The 16,613-nt window shown below is 69.3% G+C and carries 14 protein-coding genes and 2 tRNA genes; 6 read left to right on the top strand and 10 right to left on the bottom strand.

All coding sequences use genetic code 11. The annotated features are described in order from the left end of the window. Window positions 1-120: 120 nt before the first annotated feature. Window positions 121-1,638, top strand: a complete 1,518-nt coding sequence (pdxR, locus tag ABNX41_RS06445; protein WP_438668905.1) for a MocR-like pyridoxine biosynthesis transcription factor PdxR — start codon at window positions 121-123, stop codon at window positions 1,636-1,638. Between the two features lie 6 nt (window positions 1,639-1,644). Here pdxR and hslU read toward each other — a convergent pair whose 3' ends face one another. The 5 genes from hslU to dapF form a co-directional block, all read right to left on the bottom strand. Further along, a complete protein-coding gene (gene hslU, locus ABNX41_RS06450) occupies window positions 1,645-2,946 on the bottom strand; it encodes an ATP-dependent protease ATPase subunit HslU (protein WP_438668906.1) in 1,302 nt (433 codons plus the stop codon). A 93-nt stretch (window positions 2,947-3,039) separates the two neighbouring features. Further along, window positions 3,040-4,116, bottom strand: coding sequence for a hypothetical protein (locus ABNX41_RS06455; protein ID WP_438668907.1), 1,077 nt, complete (start codon window positions 4,114-4,116; stop codon window positions 3,040-3,042). Beyond that, window positions 4,113-4,679: an ATP-dependent protease subunit HslV gene (gene hslV / locus ABNX41_RS06460; protein WP_438668908.1), complete on the bottom strand. Its 567-nt coding sequence runs from the start codon at window positions 4,677-4,679 to the stop codon at window positions 4,113-4,115. Before hslV ends, ABNX41_RS06455 begins: the two co-directional genes overlap by 4 nt. A gap of 86 nt (window positions 4,680-4,765) precedes the next feature. Then, complete coding sequence (gene mtaB / locus ABNX41_RS06465) at window positions 4,766-6,070, bottom strand: tRNA (N(6)-L-threonylcarbamoyladenosine(37)-C(2))-methylthiotransferase MtaB (protein WP_438668909.1); 1,305 nt, start codon at window positions 6,068-6,070, stop codon at window positions 4,766-4,768. Beyond that, on the bottom strand, window positions 6,067-6,936 hold the full coding sequence (gene dapF, locus ABNX41_RS06470) for a diaminopimelate epimerase (RefSeq protein ID WP_438668910.1): 870 nt from the start codon (window positions 6,934-6,936) through the stop codon (window positions 6,067-6,069). Before dapF ends, mtaB begins: the two co-directional genes overlap by 4 nt. Before the next feature lie 108 nt (window positions 6,937-7,044). Between dapF and ABNX41_RS06475 the strand changes: the two genes are divergently transcribed. Together ABNX41_RS06475 and ABNX41_RS06480 are read left to right on the top strand one after the other, a co-directional pair. After that, window positions 7,045-7,120: transfer RNA gene (locus ABNX41_RS06475), tRNA-Lys, on the top strand. 155 nt (window positions 7,121-7,275) lie between these two features. Then, entirely contained in the window at window positions 7,276-7,920 is a 645-nt protein-coding gene (locus ABNX41_RS06480) for a DUF2268 domain-containing putative Zn-dependent protease (protein WP_438668911.1), read from the top strand. A gap of 278 nt (window positions 7,921-8,198) precedes the next feature. On the opposite strand, the gene hemN is transcribed toward ABNX41_RS06480, so the two are convergent. Beyond that, window positions 8,199-9,554, bottom strand: coding sequence for an oxygen-independent coproporphyrinogen III oxidase (gene hemN, locus ABNX41_RS06485; RefSeq protein ID WP_438668912.1), 1,356 nt, complete (start codon window positions 9,552-9,554; stop codon window positions 8,199-8,201). Between the two features lie 78 nt (window positions 9,555-9,632). On the opposite strand from hemN, the gene fnrL reads away from it, so the two are divergent. Continuing rightward, window positions 9,633-10,379: a transcriptional regulator FnrL gene (gene fnrL, locus ABNX41_RS06490; RefSeq protein ID WP_438668913.1), complete on the top strand. Its 747-nt coding sequence runs from the start codon at window positions 9,633-9,635 to the stop codon at window positions 10,377-10,379. Between the two features lie 217 nt (window positions 10,380-10,596). Here fnrL and ABNX41_RS06495 read toward each other — a convergent pair. The 4 genes from ABNX41_RS06495 to ABNX41_RS06510 all read right to left on the bottom strand — a co-directional run bounded on the left by ABNX41_RS06495 (window position 10,597) and on the right by ABNX41_RS06510 (window position 14,516). Beyond that, window positions 10,597-10,672 (bottom strand) — tRNA-Thr (locus ABNX41_RS06495). A 74-nt stretch (window positions 10,673-10,746) separates the two neighbouring features. Next, window positions 10,747-12,366, bottom strand: a complete 1,620-nt coding sequence (locus ABNX41_RS06500; protein WP_438668914.1) for a heme biosynthesis protein HemY — start codon at window positions 12,364-12,366, stop codon at window positions 10,747-10,749. Between the two features lie 9 nt (window positions 12,367-12,375). Further along, the gene (locus tag ABNX41_RS06505) at window positions 12,376-13,677 is read right to left on the bottom strand and encodes a COG4223 family protein (RefSeq protein WP_438668915.1); all 1,302 of its coding nucleotides are present in this window, start codon (window positions 13,675-13,677) and stop codon (window positions 12,376-12,378) included. 110 nt (window positions 13,678-13,787) lie between these two features. Next, window positions 13,788-14,516 (bottom strand): uroporphyrinogen-III synthase, encoded by a 729-nt coding sequence (locus tag ABNX41_RS06510; RefSeq protein ID WP_438668916.1) that lies wholly within the window; start codon window positions 14,514-14,516, stop codon window positions 13,788-13,790. Window positions 14,517-14,573: 57 nt separating this feature from the next. Here ABNX41_RS06510 and tsaD point away from each other — a divergent pair, with 57 nt between their 5' ends. Both tsaD and ABNX41_RS06520 read left to right on the top strand, forming a co-directional pair. Beyond that, window positions 14,574-15,659, top strand: a complete 1,086-nt coding sequence (tsaD, locus tag ABNX41_RS06515; RefSeq protein WP_438668917.1) for a tRNA (adenosine(37)-N6)-threonylcarbamoyltransferase complex transferase subunit TsaD — start codon at window positions 14,574-14,576, stop codon at window positions 15,657-15,659. Further along, a complete protein-coding gene (locus tag ABNX41_RS06520) occupies window positions 15,656-16,609 on the top strand; it encodes an NAD(P)H-dependent glycerol-3-phosphate dehydrogenase (RefSeq protein ID WP_438668918.1) in 954 nt (317 codons plus the stop codon). Before tsaD ends, ABNX41_RS06520 begins: the two co-directional genes overlap by 4 nt. Window positions 16,610-16,613 lie beyond the last annotated feature (4 nt).

Raw genomic sequence — 16,613 nt, forward strand, 5'->3', positions numbered from 1 at the left:
TTCCCCGGTCTTTAGGCCGCGCGGGCCGCTGGGGCAAGGGGGCGGCGGGCCGGAGCGGATTGACAATCGCGGCGCGGCGGCGATCTGATAGGTCCAGTTTTTCCAAGATTAGGTCCAGCGATGGCGATCCCGGTCGAGGCGTTCTTTCTGGCCAGCGGCGGCGCGGGCACGCTGCAAAGCCGCATCCGCGCCATGGTGACCGAGGGCATCCTGTCGGGCCGCTTCCGCCCGGGGCAAAGGATGCCGTCCTCGCGCGGGCTGGCGGCGCATCTGGGCATCTCGCGCATCACGGTGACGCTCGCCTATGGCGATCTGGTGTCCTCGGACTATCTGACGGCGCGGGGGCGGTCGGGCTATTTCGTCTCGGACAATGCGCCGCGGGCGCCGGAATTTCCCAGTCCCGCCCGCCCCGCCGAAGAGGTGGATTACACCGCCTTTTCCGGCGGGCGGTTCTCGGCGGCGATGCGGGCGGTGGAGCGGCCGATGGACTGGGAAAGCTATCCCTGGCCCTTCATCTACGGCCAGACCGACCCCAGCCTTTTCGACCATCAGAACTGGCGCGCCTGCGCGCTTCGCGCGCTCGGGCGGCGGGATTTCCCGACCCTGACCTCGGATTTCTACGAACGCGACGATCCGGCGCTGATCGAACAGGTGCTGCGGGTGATCCTGCCCCGGCGCGGCATCGCCGCCGGGGCCGAGGAGGTGCTGCTGACGATGGGCGCGCAGAATGCGCTGTGGATCGCGGCGCAGGTGCTGCTGGGGCAAGGAGGGCGGCGACGCCGCGCGGTGGTGGAAAACCCCTGCTATCCCGGCCAGCGCCGCATCCTCGATGTCAGCGGGGCCGAGATCCTGCCCATCGACGTGGACGAGGCCGGGCTGCCGCCCTCGGGCACCCCCGGCTCCAACCCGGGCGCATTTGGTCGGCCGGGGCGGGGGGATGTGGTTTTCGTCACCCCCTCACATCAATGTCCGACCAATGCGACCATGCCGCTTGAGCGTCGCCTTGCCCTGCTTGCCGCCGCCAGCCGCGAGGATTTCGTCATCGTCGAGGACGATTACGAATTCGAGATGAGCTTTCTCAAGCCCGTCTCGCCGGCGCTCAAAAGCCTCGATCAGGCGGGGCGGGTGATCTATGCGGGCTCGTTCTCGAAATCGATCTTCCCGGGGATGCGGCTCGGCTATCTGGTCGGCCCCCCCGGCTTCATCGCCGAGGCGCGGGCGCTGCGCTCGATGGTGCTGAAACATCCCCCCGGCCATATCCAGCGCACGGTCGCCTATTTCCTGGCCGAGGGCCATTACGACGCGCTGATCAACCGGATGCGCAACGCCTTTCGCCGCCGCCGCCAGGTGATGGAGGAGGCGATCCTGGAGCAGGGGCAGCGCATCGCGGGCCAGGGCGGGTTCGGCGGCTCGGCCTTCTGGATGGCGGCGCCCGAAGGGGTGGATACCGCCGTGCTGGCCCGCAACCTGCGCGCCGAGGGCGTCCTGATCGAGCCGGGGCGGAATTTCTTCGATCCGGGGCGGGCGCGGATGAATTTCTACCGGCTGGCCTATTCCTCGATCCAGCCCGCGCGCATCCCCGAGGGGATCTTCCGCATCGGTCGCGCCATCCGCGCGCTTGAGGCGCGGGCGGGCTGACCCGCGCTACAGGACGTAGCGCGACAGATCGGGCGAGCGGACCAGCTCCCCCAGATTGACCTCGACGAAGGCCGCGTCGACCACCACCTGTGCGCCCGCGCGGTCGGGGGCGGCGAAGGAAAGCTCTTCGAACACCCGCTCCATCACGGTGTAAAGCCGCCGCGCGCCGATATTCTCGATGCTGCGGTTCACCTCGGCGGCGATGCGGGCGATGGCGGCGATGCCGTCTTCGGTGAAAGAGACGGCGACCTCTTCGGTGGCCATCAGCCCGGCATATTGCCGGGTGAGGGCATTGTCGGTCTCGGTCAGGATGCGGATGAAGTCGCCCTCGGTCAGGGCCTCAAGCTCCACCCGGATCGGCAGGCGGCCCTGCAATTCGGGCAGAAGGTCCGAAGGCTTGGCGACATGGAAGGCGCCCGAGGCGATGAACAGGATATGGTCGGTCTTCACCGGCCCGTATTTGGTCGAGACCGTGGTGCCCTCGATCAGCGGCAGCAGGTCGCGTTGCACCCCCTCGCGCGAGACATCGGCGCCGCGCGCATCGGCGCGGGCACAGATCTTGTCGATCTCGTCCAGAAAGACGATGCCGTTTTCCTGCACCGCGACCAGCGCGGCGGCCTTCACCGTCTCGTCGTCCAGCAGCTTGTCGGCCTCTTGCCCGATCAGCAGGTCGTAGCTTTGCGCCACGCTGATCCGCTTGCGGCTGGTGCGCTGGAAGGCCTTGCCGAAGAGGTCCTGCAGGCCCTGCAACTGCATCTCCATCCCCGCGCCGCCGCCACCGGGCAGGGGCAGGCTGGGCAGGGGGTCGGGGATCTCGATCTCGATCTCGGTGTCGTCCAGCTCTCCGGCGCGCAGCTTCTTGCGGAACATCTCGCGGGTCTGTTCGCGCGACTGCGCCCCGGCGATGGCGTCGATGACGCGATCCTCGGCGGCGCGGCGGGCCTTTTCGCGGACCTCTTCGCGCATCTGGGCGCGGGTCTCGATCAGGGCGGCATCGACCAGATCGCGGATGATCTGCTCAACGTCGCGCCCGACATAGCCGACTTCGGTGAACTTCGTCGCCTCGACCTTCAGGAAGGGCGCGCGGGCGAGCCGGGCGAGGCGGCGCGAGATCTCGGTCTTGCCGACGCCAGTGGGGCCGATCATGAGGATGTTCTTGGGATAGACCTCGTCGCGCAGATCGTCGGCAAGGCGCTTGCGCCGCCAGCGGTTGCGCAGGGCCACCGCCACCGCGCGCTTGGCGCCCTGCTGGCCGATGATGAAGCGGTCAAGCTCGGAGACGATTTCGCGCGGGGTCAGGTCGGTCATGGCATGGGTTCTTCGTTGTCAGGGATGGCCCAGAGGTAGGCCCCGCCCGCGCCCTGTTCAAGCACGGGCAGGCGGACGCCTGTCGGTGGCGGGTCACGGGGCGCGATAGGGGGGCAGGCGGCTTTTGCCGGGAAATTCGGGCAAGAGCCGCATCAGGCCGCCGCGCAGCGCCACCCACCAGGTGCCGATGGCGGTGACGCCAAGGCCAAGGGCGATCACGATCACCCCCCAGGAGATGTCGATCCCCTCTCGCGCATCCGCCATCCAGAACAGCACCAGCGCGATATAGGCCAGCGCCGCCGACAGGAAGGACCGCCGGTCGATCACCAGCGCCAGAACCGTGATCAGCACCAGGGCCAGCACCAGCCAGGCCATCGCCATGCCCGATCCGTCGCGGTAAAGCGTCAGCGCCACGGTGTTGACCAGCGCGGGCGCGGCCAGAAGGTGCAGCCAGAAGGCGGTGGCCGCGCGCCGCCCCAGCCGCCAGGGATCCGACATGTCGAAGGACATGCCGATCAGGAAGCAGACCGTGCCGAAGAGCAGCGTGGCGATGGCGAAGACCGGATTGGTGCCGATGTCGAAGAACACCGCCCAGGTGTCGCCGTCGTCGATGCCGGGCATGTCGTCATGCATCAGGGCGGTATAGATGGTCGCCAGCGCCAGACAGCCCAGGACGAAGGCCGAAAACGGCAGCCGGAACCGGGCATACCACAGCAGCATGCCCAGGCTTGCCAGCAACAGCGGCACCACGAAAAGCTCGCGCCCGGCGCGGAACAGGTTGGTGTTCATCGCCATCAGCCCCATCACGCCGAGCACGATGGCCCCGCCGAAGGCGACGGCCAGCACCATCGAGGGCAGGTTCATCCGCCGGATCCGGGTCAGATATTCGGCAAAGCCCCAGGCCAGGGCGGCGACCATGAAGGGGATCAGGTAAAGCCCCTGATCGCCCGCGAAAAGGAAGGTGACCGAGGTGACCCCGATCAGGGTGATCACCAGCCCGAGCGAGACGAAGATCTCGGAAAAGCCGCGGAAGAATTCGAAGGGCTCGTCCTCGGAGGGCATGGCGGCGCGCTGGCCCGCGCGGCTTTCGGCCAGGGCGCGCAGGCGGGTGGCCTGCGGTTCCGACAGGATGCCCGCCTGGACGGCGGCGCGAATGTCCTCATCGGTCATGCGGTGATCCTTTCGACGGTCAGATTGCCGTTGGTATAGACGCAGATCGAGGCGGCGATCGCCATGGCGCGGCGCGCGATCTCCTCGGCGGGCAGATCCGTCTCCATCAGCCCCCGCGCGGCGGCGAGTGCATAATTTCCGCCCGAGCCGATTGCGGCCACGTCGTGTTCGGGCTCCAGCACGTCGCCTGCGCCGGTCAGCACGAACAGGTCGCGCCCGTCGGTCACGATCAGCATGGCCTCAAGATTGCGCAGGTATTTGTCCATCCGCCAGTCCTTGGCCAGATCGACGCAGGCGCGGGCAAGCTGCCCGGGCGCGGCCTCAAGCTTTTTCTCAAGCCGCTCCAGCAGGGTGAAGGCATCGGCGGTGGAGCCCGCGAAGCCGCAGACCACCTCGCGCCCCTGGGCGCCGCCGGGGGAAAGCCTGCGCACCTTGCGCGCGCCGCCCTTGATCACGGTCTGGCCCAGGCTGACCTGGCCATCCCCCGCGACGACCACCTCGCCGCCCCGGCGCACCGCCAGGATCGTGGTGCCGTGCCAGCCGGGAAACCTGTCTTCTGCCATCTCGTCCTCGCATGGGTCATGGGCCCAGGGTCGTGGGCCCCGGATCATATGGCCGCACCCGAAGGCCTGCACAAGTCGGGAGCGCCTCAGCCTCGGGTTGCTTCGGGGGTCGCTTCGGGGCGGGCGGCCAGCCTGCCGCCCTGGATGCCGGTGATGCGGGCGGTCAGGATCCGGCCCTCGGGCTGGTCCGTCTCGAAGGCGACTTCGGTGAACTGCTCGGTCCGGCCCATGCGGGGGGTTTCGGTCAGAACCCGGTGCAGCGCGCCTTCCTGCGCCCGCAGGTGGCGGGCCAGCGCCAGATCGCCCTCGGCGCGCAGCCGGGCCGCGCGCTCGCGGATCTGGGGGCCCCTGAGCTGCGGCATCCGCGCGGCGGGCGTGCCCTTGCGGGCCGAGAAGGGAAAGACATGCAGGAAGGTCAGCCCGCAATCCGCCACCAGACGCAGCGAGTTTTCGAACATCGCCTCGGTCTCGGTCGGGAAGCCCGCGATGATGTCGGCGCCGAAGATCATGTCCGGGCGCAGGCGACGGGCCTCTTCGCAAAAGCGGATGGCGTCGTCGCGCAGGTGGCGGCGCTTCATCCGCTTGAGGATCATGTCGTCCCCGGCCTGAAGCGACAGATGCAGATGCGGCATCAGCCGCGGCTCGGTCGCGATGGCCTGCATGAGGTTCTCGTCGGCCTCGATGCTGTCGATGGAACTGATCCGCAGCCGGGCCAGATCCGGCACCAGCCGCAGGATCCGCATCACCAGATCGCCAAGGCGCGGCGTCCCCGGCAGGTCGGCCCCCCATGAGGTCAGGTCGACCCCGGTCAGCACCACCTCGTGAAAGCCCTTGTCGACCAGCCGCCTGATCTGCTCGATCACCACGCCCGCCGGGACCGAGCGCGAATTGCCGCGCCCGTAGGGGATGATGCAGAAGGTGCAGCGGTGGTCACAACCGTTCTGGACCTGGACATAGGCGCGGACGCGGCCGAAGCCGTCGATCAGATGGCCCGCCGTCTCTTTCACCGACATGATGTCGTTGACCTGGATCTTCTCGGTCTCGCCGATCAGGTCGGGGGCGGCCCCCGCGGGCGCGAGGCCCTGCCACGTCGCAGCCTGCATCTTCTCGTGGTTGCCGATGACGCGGGCCACCTCGGGCATGGCGGCGAAGGTGGCGGGTTCGGTCTGGGCGGCACAGCCGGTGACGATCACCGGCGCGCCGGGGTTCTCGCGCGCCAGGCGGCGGATCTCCTGCTTGGCCTTGCGCACCGCCTCGGCGGTGACGGCGCAGGTGTTGACCACCACCGCGCCCTGCAACCCGGCCTCGGCGGCCAGTTCCTTCATCGCCTCGGTCTCATAGGCGTTCAGGCGGCAGCCCAGGGTGGCGAAGACCGGCGGAACCGCGTTCATCGCACCCCGTCCAGAAAAGCCGCCGAGAGCCTGCCCTCGAAGACCAGCGCGGTCGGACCGGTCATCCAGACGCCGTCCTCGCGCCAGTCGATCTCCAGCGTGCCGCCGTCAAGCTCAAGGCCGACCCGCCGCCCGGTCAGGCCGCGCAGATGCGCCGCCACGGCCGTCGCGCAGGCGCCCGAGCCGCAGGCGAGCGTGATGCCCGCGCCCCGCTCCCACACCCGCATGCGCAGGCGGTCGGGGGCGATCAGGCTGGCGAATTCGACATTGGTGCGCTGCGGGAAAAGCGGGTCCCGCTCGATCAAGGGGCCCCGGCCCGCCACATCCTCGGCCTCGGCATCGGCGACGAAGAAGACGCAATGCGGATTGCCCATCCCCACCGCCACCGGATCGCCCGCAAGCGGCAGGTGCAGCGTGTCTTCGGCGCGGGCCAGGGGGATCTCGTCCCAATCGAGCTGCGGCGGCCCCATATTGACCGAGACGCGCCCGTCCGCCCCCCGCACCGCGCGCAACAGCCCGCGTTCGGTGCGCAGGGTGATCTCGGCCCGGTCCATCTCGCGCATCACCAGGTCCGAGACGCAGCGCGTGGCATTGCCGCAGGCGCCCGCGCGGCTGCCGTCCGCGTTCCAGAAATCCAGCGTGAAATCCGCCGCGCCCGCGAAGCCCTCTGGGCCTTGGCCGGAGGGCGGCCGGATCTCGGCCAGTTGGTCGAAGCCCACGCCCCGGTTGCGGTCGCCAAGCGCGCGCGCCAGCGCAGGCGTGACCACCGCCGATCCGCGTCCGCGCGAATCGATCACCACGAAATCATTGCCCGCTCCGTGCATCTTGACGAAGGGCAGGCCAGGGTTCGGATCATCCCGGTTCATGGCGCGACATATACGCGAGCTTCCTTCGCCTTGCCAGTGGGCCCGGTCGAGGGGTGGGCCGATTCGGCTTGCGGCCCGCGCGGGATGGGGGTAAAGCGCGCCCAGGATGGGCCGTTAGCTCAGTTGGTAGAGCAGCTGACTCTTAATCAGCTTGTCGTAGGTTCGATCCCTACACGGCTCACCATCCTCACGATCGAAGTCGTGCCGATGCGGCATGAGTCCGCACACCCTGTCAATCTGGTTTCCGTGGAGCGGCGAGAGGATCGGCCTCACATGGTATTGGTCGGTCGTTTCGGAGCCCATTGCGGTCATTGGCATTCAGGTGCGATGCTTCCAATCATGCCCAAGATGACCTTGCACATCGTCAATGCCCGCCATCAGCTTTCTGGCGTAGTTAATTGGCTTTCAGAGCGATTGGAGGATGCTTTTGCGGTATCTGCAAGGTATTTGCCTCTGCTCGATACGGATGTGATCCTAAGGGCCGGGAAAGCGGTCATTCAGGAGAAGGGGCATCTGGGATATGCTCCCGAAAGGGGGCTGATCTACGTTACCGTAGATCCCGAAAACCCTGCCCTGCGGGCGAACCCATCCCAGTCTTTGGAACGGATGCTGGCGCATGAACTGCATCACTCCTCGCGGTGGGACGGTCCAGGCTATGGCAAAACACTCGGCGAGGCGCTTGTTTCGGAAGGGTTGGCCGGGCATTTCGCGCAGGAAGCCTATGGCGGCGAGCGCGAGCCTTGGGAGCAACTATCAGCCATCACCTTGCGTTCCTACTTCCTCAAAGCTCAAGCTGATTGGCAAAGCGCCGATTACAACCATGGTGAATGGTTCTTCGGATCACAGGTGTTCCCGGCATGGGTGGGCTACTCCCTCGGCTATGAACTGGTTGGTCGTTATCTGGCAGCGCATGGCGATGCCCGTGCATCCAATCTGGTCCACGCCGACGCTGCCGATTTTCGTGCACTGCTCGACGCTGTTTGAACGGCAGCTTCATCCCGCAAGGCGGACAGTCGCGCCCGACGTGGGCAGGCTTACGCCATAGGCGTGCATGCTTCTGGTTCGGCTCTTCCGAGCTGATTAGCAACATGCTGATTTGGAAGAAAAGTAAATGCACGAGGATCGGGCAATCGGCCCGGGTGTGCATTCTTGTGCCCCAACGGCAAGTCGGATCGGCGGTGCCTGCGCCGAAGGCTTTCGGGCGGGTAGCGTCTACTAGGCCAAAAGCGGCTTTGCGGGCTTTCCGCGGTCGCTGAAGGGCGTCAGATCGCGGCGGAATGCTGGGCCTTCGACTGGTCGTAGGCGTCGAAGGCGCGGGCGATCAGCCGGGTCAGCGGCCGCGCGGCGGGCGGGATGGTCAGGACGCTGTTCACGACCGGCACCAGCCCCTCGAACCGGGCGGCGGCCTGGGTGAAAAGCGCGGTGAGCCAACCGGCGCTCACGCCGAATTCGGCGGCAAGCTCCGCGGCATCGGCGCGGAAGTCGCACATCAGCATTTCGATGATCCGGGCGCGCAGCGCGTCCTCGCCCTGGAAGCGGTGGCCCTTGACGGTCGAGAAGCGGCCCTCGCGGATCGCCTGGGTATGGGTGGCCGTCGCGGGCGCGTTCTGCGCGAATCCCTGCGGAAAGCGCGAGATCGACGAGGCGCCCAGCCCGATCAGCACCGGCGCGGTGTCATCGGTATAGCCCTGGAAGTTGCGCCGCAGCCGCCCGGCCTTCTGCGCGACGGCCAGCCCGTCGGCGGGCAGGGCGAAATGGTCGATGCCGATCTCGTCATAGCCATCGGCCGAGAACAGCGTCCGCGCGGTCTCGAACAGGCGCAGCCGTTCTTGCGGGGTGGGGATCGCATCCGAGGGGATCATCTGCTGGCGCCGACTCATCCACGGCACATGGGCATAGCCGTAAAGCGCCACCCGGTCGGGCGAGAGGCTGAGCAGCTTCTGCACCGAATCGGCGATGCGGCCCTGGGTCTGATGCGGCAGGCCGTAAAGGATGTCGGCGTTCAGGCTTTCGATCCCGCGCGCGCGGATCGCCTCGGCGATGCGGCGGGTCAGGTCGTAGGGCTGGTCGCGGCCGATGGTCTTCTGGATCTCGGGGTCGAAGTCCTGCACCCCGATCGAGGCGCGGTTCATCCCCGCCGCCGCCAGAGCGTCCAGCCTTGGCCCATCGACCTCGTTGGGGTCGATCTCGACCGAGAATTCGCCGCCCTCGGCCAGGGGCGCCACGCGGAAGATCGCCTCTGCCAGCGCGCTGATCTGGCCGGGGGGAAGAATCGTCGGCGTGCCGCCGCCCCAATGCAGCCGCGACAAGGTGACGCCCTTCGGCAGGTGCCGGGCCAGCAGCGCGATCTCGGCCTTCAGGGTTTCAGTATAGGCCAGGACCGGGGCGTCGGATTGCGTGCCTTGGGTGCGGCAGGCGCAGAACCAGCACAGCCGACGGCAGAAAGGCACATGCAGATAAAGGGAAATCCGCGTGTCCGGGGGCACGGCGTCGATCCATTCGGCGAATTGCCCGGGTCCGGTTTCGGCGCTGAAATGCGGGGCCGTGGGGTATGACGTATACCTGGGCACCCGCGCGTCAAAAAGCCCGAGGCGCGTGAGTTGCGCATCCATCTTCATGCGCATACCCTTAAGCGCGCGAGGGAAAGCCTTCCTTGACGTAGATCAACCCCCAGAAGGACCCTAGAAGGACCGCCGATGGCCCTCCAGGAAACCCCGATGCTGCATCTTGATTGCGGAGACTGCCCCATTCGCCATCGCGCCGTCTGCGCGCGCTGCGATGCGGATGAGATCGGCCGACTTGAGCAGATGAAATACTACCGCAGCTATCAGGCGGGCCAGACCATCGTCTGGTCGGGCGACCGGATGGATTTCGTCGCCTCGGTGGTGACGGGGATCGCCTCGCTGACCCAGACGATGGAAGATGGGCGCCGCCAGATGGTGGGGCTGCTGCTGCCGTCGGACTTCGTCGGCCGCCCGGGGCGGTCCGATGCGGCCTATGACGTGACGGCGACGACGGATGTCGTCATGTGCTGCTTCCGCAAGAAGCCGTTCGAAGAGATGATGCTCAAGACGCCGCATGTCGCGCAGCGCCTGCTTGAGATGACGTTGGACGAGCTGGATGCCGCGCGCGAATGGATGCTGCTTCTGGGGCGCAAGACCGCGCGCGAAAAGATCGCCTCGCTGATCGCGATCATCGCGCGCCGCGATGCCAGCCTGCATTTGAAACAGTCCAAGGGCACCCATGCGGTGGAACTGCCGCTGACGCGCGAGGAGATGGCCGATTACCTAGGCCTGACGCTTGAGACGGTGAGCCGCCAGATCTCGGCCCTCAAGCGCGACGGGGTGATCCGGCTCGATGGCAAACGCTCGATCACCATCCCGGATTTCGACCGCCTGCTGGAAGAGGCTGGGGACGATTCGGACGGCGGTCTGCTGGTGTAAGGCGCCGCGCGCCGTTGCCCGGGTGGCGCCGCACGAGCGGGCGGCAAGGCGCCTTGGCCCCGAATTCGCCAGCGCCGTGGCTCGCGGGCCAGGGATGGTCCGCAGGCGCGGATGCCGCCGACAAGAGCGGGCCTGGGCCATCGAGGCAAAGGGGCCCGGAAAAGCAAGGGGCCGCCCCGAGGGGCGGCCATCTTGTGCTGGTCTTCCAGTGATTTACTGGTGCCGGTGAAGGGACTCGAACCCCCGACCCCATCATTACGAATGACGTGCTCTACCAGCTGAGCTACACCGGCATCTTCAGGCCCGAACGCGGTGGCGTTCGGGTTCTGCGCGCGCTCATAACACCGGGATCGCGCGGTGTGTAGCCCTAATTTGCGCGGCGCAGGATCTCGTCCGGGCGCAGATCCTCGTCGAATTCGGGGGGTGGCTCCGCCTTGGTCGGAACACCCTTCGCCTGCCCGTCCGGCGCGGCGGGTTCCGGGGGCGGAGCGGGCTCGGCGGCCGGGACCGGCTCGGCCGGGATTGGCGCGGGCTGGGGTGGCAGCGCGGTCTCCTCGATCTCGGCCTCCTCGATTTCGGGCTTGCCGATGGCGCGGGCGTGATCGGCGGCATTGCCGAGGATGAAGGGCGACAGATCGGTGCCGCCTGCCGGTTCGGCGCCGTGCAGCGCATCCGGGTCGCGCCAGGTCAATGTGTCGAAGCCTTCGCAAGAGGGGCAGATCGGCACCCAATGCTCCAGCGCGGCCTGGCATTTGTCGCAGCACCATTGCGGTCCGCGCGGCGCGTTCAGCGCGCGGGTCAGGATGGCGCGCAACTCGGGTTCCGGGGCGCCCTGGCCGCGTTCGATCGCGGCCAGAAGCGCCAGCGCGCGCTGCGTCGGATGGCGGTCGGGGATCTCGCCAAGCGCCTTGCGCGCGCCTGCGAAATCCTCGGTTGCCAGAAGCAGCTCGGCCTCGGTCAGCCGCGATTCCTCATGGTCGGGCTGGCGCGAGAGCAGCAGGCGGAAGCGCTTGAGCCGGGCCTCGGGCGTCTCCTCGGGTTCGATGGCGGCGAAGGCCGCGGCCAGGTCGGGATGGGGCTGGGCCTCCCATGCCTTCTTGAGCACCCGGCTGGCGCTTTTACGGTCGCCCTTCTCGACCAGCGCGCGGGCGGCGATGGCGGCGGCGGGGATCAGGTCGGGGGAAAGCTTGTTCGCCTCGATCGCGGCCTCGCGCGCTTCAAGGCTGCTGCCCTCGTCCAGGACGGTCTTGGCCTCTTGCAGCGCCAGCAGCGCGTCGCGGCGGCGGTAGAGGCTGCGCGGCAGCTCGCCCGAGCGCAGCTTCTCGGACAAGGTGTTGCGCGCGCCCTTCCAGTCGCCGCCCCCGGCCTGCAATTTCAGCAAGATGTCCTGGGTCTCGGCATGGCGGGGCTTCAGCGCGAAGGCGCGTTCGGCAAGTTTCAGCGCCTTTTCGGTATCCCCTTCGGCCAGCTTCTGGCGCAAGAGGCCGCGCACGGCGACGAAACGGGTCTGCTCGTCGGACAAAAGCGCCTTCCAGGCCTCGGTCGCGGCCTTGCCGTCGCCCGCGGCCTCGGCGGCCTGGGCGGTCAGAAGCGTGGTCAGTTCCGGCCTGTCGAGCAGCTTTGACGCCGTTTTCGCCCGCGCCATCGCCAGATTGGCCTCGCCCGAGGCCAGGGCGATCATGCCGTCGGCCAGGGCGTTGTAGCCGCGCCTTTCGCGGTTGCGGTCGAAATAGCGGCTGACGGCGGTTTCATCGCCATTGAGGAAATGAAAGCAGGCGACCAGAAGCCCCATCAGTTTCAGCCCCAGCCAGACCAGCCCCACCAGCACCGCGATGGCGATGATGGTCATCAGCGGGCCAAGGGTGAATTCTTGGTCGAAGATCCAGATCCGCAGATCCGAGCCGCTTTCCGACAGATGCAGGCCAAGAAAGGCCAGCAGCGCCACCACCGCCAGAAACAGCACCACTTTCGAAAGGGACCAGAGCATTTCGCCTCCTTACGGCGCGGGGGCGGCAAGCGCCGCGATGGCGGTCTCGGCCGCGATACGGTTGCGCGCCGCGATGGTCCAGTCCGCCATGGCGGCCTGGCCCTCGGCGGGCAGGGCGGCGATTTCGGCCAGCGCGGTTTCCAGATCGCCCGCCGCGACGGCGGCCTCGGCCCGCGACAGCACGGCATCGGGATCGCCGCCCTCTTGCGGCGAGAGCGAGCGCGCCCCGGTCTGGATGCGCAGGAAGGCAAGCAGTTGATCGCCCAGCCCCTCGCCCCCGTTCGCGCGCAGAGCGGCGTCGAGCGTGGCGCGGGCCGCATCGGGAAAGCTGTCGCGCAGGGCCGCCAGGGTGGGCAGGCCCGTGGCGGCATGGGCGGTCAGCGCCTCGGGCCGTTCCGCCGGGGGGAAGGCGGCGAGCGCCTCTTCATAGGGCGCGCCGGTCAGCGCCGCCTCTTGCAGCGCCAGAAGGCCAAGCGCGCGGGTGGCGTCGGCCAGTTCGGTCGCGGCCCTTGCCTCGGCTTCGGCCCTTGCCTCGGCCTCAAGGCTGGCGGCGCGGGCGTCGAATTCGTTCTGGACCAGGGTGGCCAGGGTCTCGGTATCGACGGGGGCGGCCGCAAGGCTGGCGCGCAGCTCGGCGAGTTCGGCCTGCAGCGCGCGCAGCGCCTCGCCGTCGGTGCCGTCCTCTGCGCCGCCGCCACCGGCCAGGGCGGTATCCAGCGCCGTATCCAGCGTCTCGACCCGGGCGGTCAGGGCGGCGATCTGGTCGAGCAACTCTTGCGGCGGGGCGGGCGGGGGGGCATCGGCCAGTGCCTCCTCAAGCTTTTTCCCGACCTCGGCGGTCGCCGCCGTCGCCTCGGCGCGCAGGGCCGAAAGCCCGCTGTCGAGACCGGCTTCGAGCGTGGCCAGCCGGGCTTCGATCCCTTGGGTGTCGATCTCGGGGCGCAGGTTCAGAAGGTTCAGATGCGATGCGCCGAACCCGAGCGCCGCCGCCAGCGCGCCGCCCAGCAAAGGCGCGACAAAGCCGCCGCGCGCCCGCATCGGCGCGGCGGGGATCGGCGCGACCGTGGCGGGTGCGGCGGTGGGATCGACTTGGGCGGCCCGGATGTCCCCGGCGGATTTCGGGGTGAGCGCCGGGAAGGGTTCCGGCTCGGCTGCGGTTTCGGGCAGGGGCTCGGGCGGCAGCGGTTCGGGCGGCGGGGGGACGATGTCCGGCCCGGTGGGCTCGGCGGCCTCGGGCGGCACGGTTTCCGCCGGGATCTCCCCGGGCGATCCGGGCTCTGCACCGGCCTGCGGTTTGTCCTGATCTGACATGCTGGATCCCTCTTGCCGCATTCTGCCCTGAGGCCAAGGTAAGGGCACAGGCCCCCGAAGTTCAAGGCGATGGCATCGGTCCGGGCGGATTGTCACGGCCGCCCGCGATCCTACCTGTCGGCCAGCGCCTCGGCCAGCGCCTCGACCATCGCCTCGGCATCGGGGCGGGCGGCGATCCGCGTGCGCAGGGCCATCGGCGCGGGCAGGGCGTCGCGGGCATTGGCGCTGATCGCCACCGGGCGCAGATCCGCGCCGGGACCTGGCGGCAGCGCGGCGGCGAAAAGCCGCGCCGAGCGGGGCGAGAACAGCGGCACCAGAACCGGCCCGGGCCGCGCCAGAAGATCGAGCACGGGGGCGTCGAACCCGCGCGCCCGCTGGGCATAGACCGCGCAGGATCGCACCTTCCGCCCCGGCAGCAGCCGCGCCATGTCGGCGGCGCGGTCGATCCCGTGCAGGTGCAGCAGCGGGCCCGGATCGGGCCGCGACAGGATCAGCCGGGCCAGGTCGGTCGCGTCCCCCGCGGCGGCGACGGCCTGGAACCCTCGCGCGGCATGCGCGGTGCGGGTGCCGACGCAGAAGGCCGGGCCGGGCAACTCCGCACCTTCGGCGCGCAGGCGGCAAGCGGCGGCGGCCCCGGTCTCGGAGGTCAGGATCAGCGCGGCGAAGGGGCCGGGGGGAAGCGTGGGGGCCAGCGCCTCGGTCTCCATCAGGGGCGAGATCAGGATGGCAAGATCCGGCCCGAACCGCGCCCGCAGCGCCTCGGCAAAGCGGGCCGATTGCGCGGCGGGACGGGTCAGCAGCACCACCGGGCGCGGGTCTTGCAAGGATTGTGTCGCCATGATGCGGATGTTACCTGCGGGGAAAGGGCGGCGGCAAGGGACAGCGCGGGACGGGCCATGGCCGGGACGATCACCTTTCTGGGCATCGAATCAAGCTGCGACGACACCGCCGCCGCCGTGGTCCGGCTTGCCGTGCCCGGCGGGCGGGCCGAGGTTCTGGCCTCGGTCGTCGAGGGGCAGGCCGCGCTGCATGCCCCCTTCGGCGGGGTGGTGCCCGAGATCGCCGCCCGCGCCCATGCCGAACGGCTGGACCATGCGGTCGAGGCGGCGCTGGCGCAATCGGGCCTTGGCTTCGGCGATCTGGACGGCGTGGCGGTGACGGCGGGGCCGGGGCTGATCGGCGGGCTCTTGTCGGGGATGATGCTGGCGCGGGGGATCGCGGTGGCGACCGGGCTGCCGCTGGTGGGCGTCAACCATCTGGCGGGCCATGCGCTGACGCCCCGGTTGACCGACGGGATCGGCTATCCCTATCTGATGCTGCTGGTCTCGGGCGGGCATTGCCAGTTCCTCGCGGTGGAGGGGGCGGAGGATTTCCGCCGCCTGGGCTCTACCATAGACGATGCCCCGGGCGAGGCCTTCGACAAGGTGGCGAAGCTGTTGGCCCTGCCCCAACCCGGTGGCCCGCAGGTGGAGCGCGAGGCGGCGGCGGGCGATCCGAAACGCTTCGCCTTTCCCCGCCCGCTGCTGGACCGGCCGGGGTGCGACCTGTCCTTCAGCGGGTTGAAGACGGCGGTGCTGCGCGCGCGCGATGCGCTGATCGCGGAGAAGGGCGGGCTGGGCGTGCAGGACCGGCGCGATCTTTGCGCGGGGTTCCAGGCCGCCGTCGCCGATGTGCTGGCCGAGAAGACCCGCCGGGCGCTGGCGCTGTTCCCCGCGCCCGTGATCGCGGTAGCGGGGGGCGTGGCCGCCAATTCCGCGATCCGCGCGCGCCTGCAACAGGTCGCGGCGGCGGCAGATGTCCGCTTCCTTGCGCCGCCGCTGCGGCTTTGCACCGACAATGGCGCGATGATCGCTTTTGCCGGGATCGAGCGCCATCTGGCCGGGCATCGCGATGACACCGCCATGGTCGCGCGCCCGCGCTGGCCGCTGGACGAGGCGGCGGCGCCCCTGATCGGCTCGGGCCGCAGGGGGGCCAAGGCATGATCGGGATCGCCGGGGCAGGGGCGTTCGGAACCGCGCTTGCGCTGGCCCTGGCGGCCGAGGGGCGCGAGGTGCGGCTCTGGGCCCGCGACGGTTCCGCCCGGGCGGCGATGCGCGACAGCCGCGCGAACCCCAGGCTGCCCGGCGTGACCCTGCCCGAGGCGCTGCATGTGGTCGAGACCTTGCCCGAACTGGCGCAGACCGAGCTGGTGCTGCTGGCGATGCCGATGCAGGCCCTGCGCGGCTTCCTCTCCGGCCCGGGTCACGATTTGCTGGCGGCGGATCTGGTCGCCTGCTGCAAGGGGATCGACCTCGACACCCTGCAAGGCCCGGCCGAGGTGATCCTGGACGCCGGGGCAGGGGGCGCCATCGCCGTCCTGACCGGGCCGAGCTTTGCCGCCGACATCGCGCGCGGCCTGCCGACGGCGCTCACGCTGGCCTGCGCCCATCCCGGGTCCGAGGCGCTTCAGCACCGCCTGTCCACGCCTGCCCTGCGGCTTTACCGCACGGATGACGTGGTGGGCGCCCAACTGGGCGGCGCGATGAAGAACGTGATCGCCATCGCGGCGGGCGTGGTGGTGGGGGCGGGCTTGGGCGACAGCGCGCGGGCCGCGCTGATCACCCGCGGCTATGCCGAAATGGGGCGGTTGGCGCAGGCGCTTGGCGCGCGGGCCGAGACGCTCTCGGGGCTTTCGGGCCTTGGCGATCTGATCCTCACCTGCACCTCGGCGCAGTCGCGCAACTTCTCGCACGGTTTCGCGCTTGGTGCCGGGCGGGCGGTGCCCGTCGCGACGGTCGAGGGCGTGGCGACGGCGCGGGCCTCGGTCCGCCTCGCGGCGCGGCTGGGGGTGGAACTGCCGGTCGCGGCCATGGTGGCGCGGCTGACCAATGCCGAAATCGAAGTCGAAGAGGCGGTGCGGCAATTGATGTCGCGCCCGTTGAAACAGGAGTGAACCC

Origin of the sequence: Pseudogemmobacter sonorensis, assembly GCF_042762395.1 — a bacterium.
In the GTDB taxonomy this organism is placed as follows: Bacteria; Pseudomonadota; Alphaproteobacteria; order Rhodobacterales; family Rhodobacteraceae; genus Pseudogemmobacter; species Pseudogemmobacter sonorensis.